This window comes from Endozoicomonas sp. ONNA2 (assembly GCF_024606365.1).
GTDB lineage: Bacteria > Pseudomonadota > Gammaproteobacteria > Pseudomonadales > Endozoicomonadaceae > Endozoicomonas.
Genome location: NZ_JAHHPO010000310.1, coordinates 1 through 2,555 on the forward strand (window position 1 = coordinate 1; position 2,555 = coordinate 2,555).

Consider the following 2,555-nt stretch of genomic DNA (forward strand, 5'->3'; position numbering starts at 1 on the left):
GGTGCTTGTAGCCCTTGGAAATCAAGGGTCAATATGGTTTCAACGAATAGTTACAAGGCTACAAAGATATCGTCGACAAGTTGCTGGAAGTAAAGGATGTCGATGCCAATAAGGAGGACAAAGATGGCTGCACGGCTCTCCACATTGCTGCAAATCAACGCCATACAGAGACCCTCATGGAGTTACTGACCTCTGATGATATTGATGTCAATAAGACGGATAAGAATGGCTATACAGCTCTCCATCATGCTGTCCTCCTGGGCCACAAAGATATCGTCTATTGGTTACTACGCGATAATGGTATCAAGGTGAATAAAAAGAATATAATAAATGATGGCATGACGGCTCTCCACTTTGCTGCAAATAAATGCCACATAGAGTCCCTCAAGGTATTACTGGAGCCCGGGCTGCGTATCAACGTCAATGTCAATGAAGAGGAAAACGATGGCAAGACGGCTCTCCACTTTGCTGCGGACAGAGGCAACAAAGAGATCGTCGACAGGTTACTTGACGTTGAGGGTATCGATGTCAACAAGATGGTCAAAACAGATGGCTGTACGGCTCTCCATTTAGCTGCCAACAGCGACCACGCAGAGATCGTCAAACTGCTGGTGGGCGTTAAGGGTTTCTTTAGAGGTATCGAAGTCAATATGGAGAGTTCAGGTGGCAATACGGCTTTGCGCATAGCAGTAGTAAAAGGCAACAAAAATTCCGTCTGGGCGTTACTGGACGTTAGCGATATAGAGGTCTATTCAAAAGACAAACGCGATGGCTCAACGATTCTCCACTTGGCTGTGAAAGAAAACCACACAGAGGTAGTCCGGACTTTATTACGGAGAGCACCGGGTTTCGACGTCAATGAGAAGTTTATCTATAAAGATGGTAACCGTGTAACGCCGCTTCATCTTGCTGTTAAAAATGGCAACGAAGGCTGCGTGGAACTCTTATTAAACAAAGAAGCAAATATCAATGTTGCTGATGACTTTGGTAACACACCAATGCATTACGCCGCTATGAATAATCAATTTGGGTGCGCATTAGCGCTGTTTAATAAGGGAGCAAATATAAACGAATGTAACAATGAACATTGGACGCCAATCAACCTCGCCATTCACTATGGATACAGAAGGTTCATGGAACTGAAAGGCTTAGACGATGCCAAAAACAAAGATATCATTGATGGCCTTTACAAAGCAGCCGAATCGGGCAAAGCTGATGAACTTGAAAAACTGATCAAAAGTAAAGAGGATATTGTCAAAAAAAGTGACCATGACGGCAATACGGCACTGCACCATGCCGCTTTTGGAGGCAGTGTTGAGTGTGTGAAGATTCTGCTGAAGTATGGTGCTGAGATTAATGCTGTTAACCATGACGGCATTACGCCATTACAAATGGCGACCGGTCCTCAAGAAGGTGAGTGTTTTAAACTACTGATTCAGCAAGGGGCAGATACGACTGTTGTTGATGAAGATGGGCATACACTCTTGCATGTTATCGCTTTAAGAAACAAAATTACATGGCTGGACTTATTCGACAAGGCACAACATATCAATTCACAAAATAATAAAGGTAACACTCCTATACACATTGCTGCTCTGAGCCATTTTAAAGAATTACTTGAAAAACTTGTCGATATCGAAGGGGCGGATATCACGATCCGGAATAAAGAAGGGTGGACACCACGGCTCAGCGCTGATAGCGATTTGATGGAAGCATTTGAAAAAATTGAGGAGGAAATCCTAAAAAACGCAGGTGAGACACCACAGCGTAGCGCTGCTGCTGCTAAAAAGAACAAGCTCGAATGTTGCAAACTGTTAGACGATAAACTCAACGAGAAACTTTGCGCTGCAGCTATGGTAGGGAACGTTGCAGAGTTGAAGCGTATGCACAGTGCCGGGGCAACTATTGATGGTACTGACAAGAGTGGGAAAACAGCGTTGCAGTATGCTGCTAAGAATGACGACTGCATAGATTGTCTGAAATATCTAATTTTCTGTAATGCGAATATCAATAAAACAGACGAGAGTGGGAAAAATGCTATGCATTATGCCGCTGAGAAGAGAAGCATACAATGCCTGAAAGAACTAATGCGTCATGAACCGGATACCATTAACGGCACTGATAAGAGTGATAAAACACCGCTGCATTATGTAATGTCAAATGCAATATTAACAAAAAATAAAAAGGACAAAGAACTCCTGCGTAAATTATGCAATAAATACAAGGATAAAATCTTGCCCATAAATGCCAGTCGAGCCCTGCGAATTGCCATTAATGCAGACTATCCACCCGACGATACAAAGATGCTGATCGAAAGAATACACATTAAAGATCAAGATGAAGACGGTAAAACACTCCTGCACAGCGCTGCAGAAGCAGAAAACGGTTGCGTTTATTTGAAGGAGTTTTTGGAGAAAGAGGGCTCAGCAGCAGCCATTACTCATCAAGATGATAAAGGTAGGATGCCCCTGCATTGTGCAGCTCTGAGAGGTCGGATTAACTCCCAGGGCGACAGAATCGGTCGAACGATCATCCCGATAATAGGATATTTAGCT

Annotated in this window: 1 protein-coding gene; it reads left to right on the top strand. The window is 43.5% G+C overall.

The window, feature by feature from the left end:
- Positions 1-68: 68 nt before the first annotated feature.
- A partial coding sequence (locus tag KDK14_RS21645; protein WP_257264034.1) for an ankyrin repeat domain-containing protein occupies positions 69-2,555 on the top strand: 2,487 nt, incomplete at its 3' end.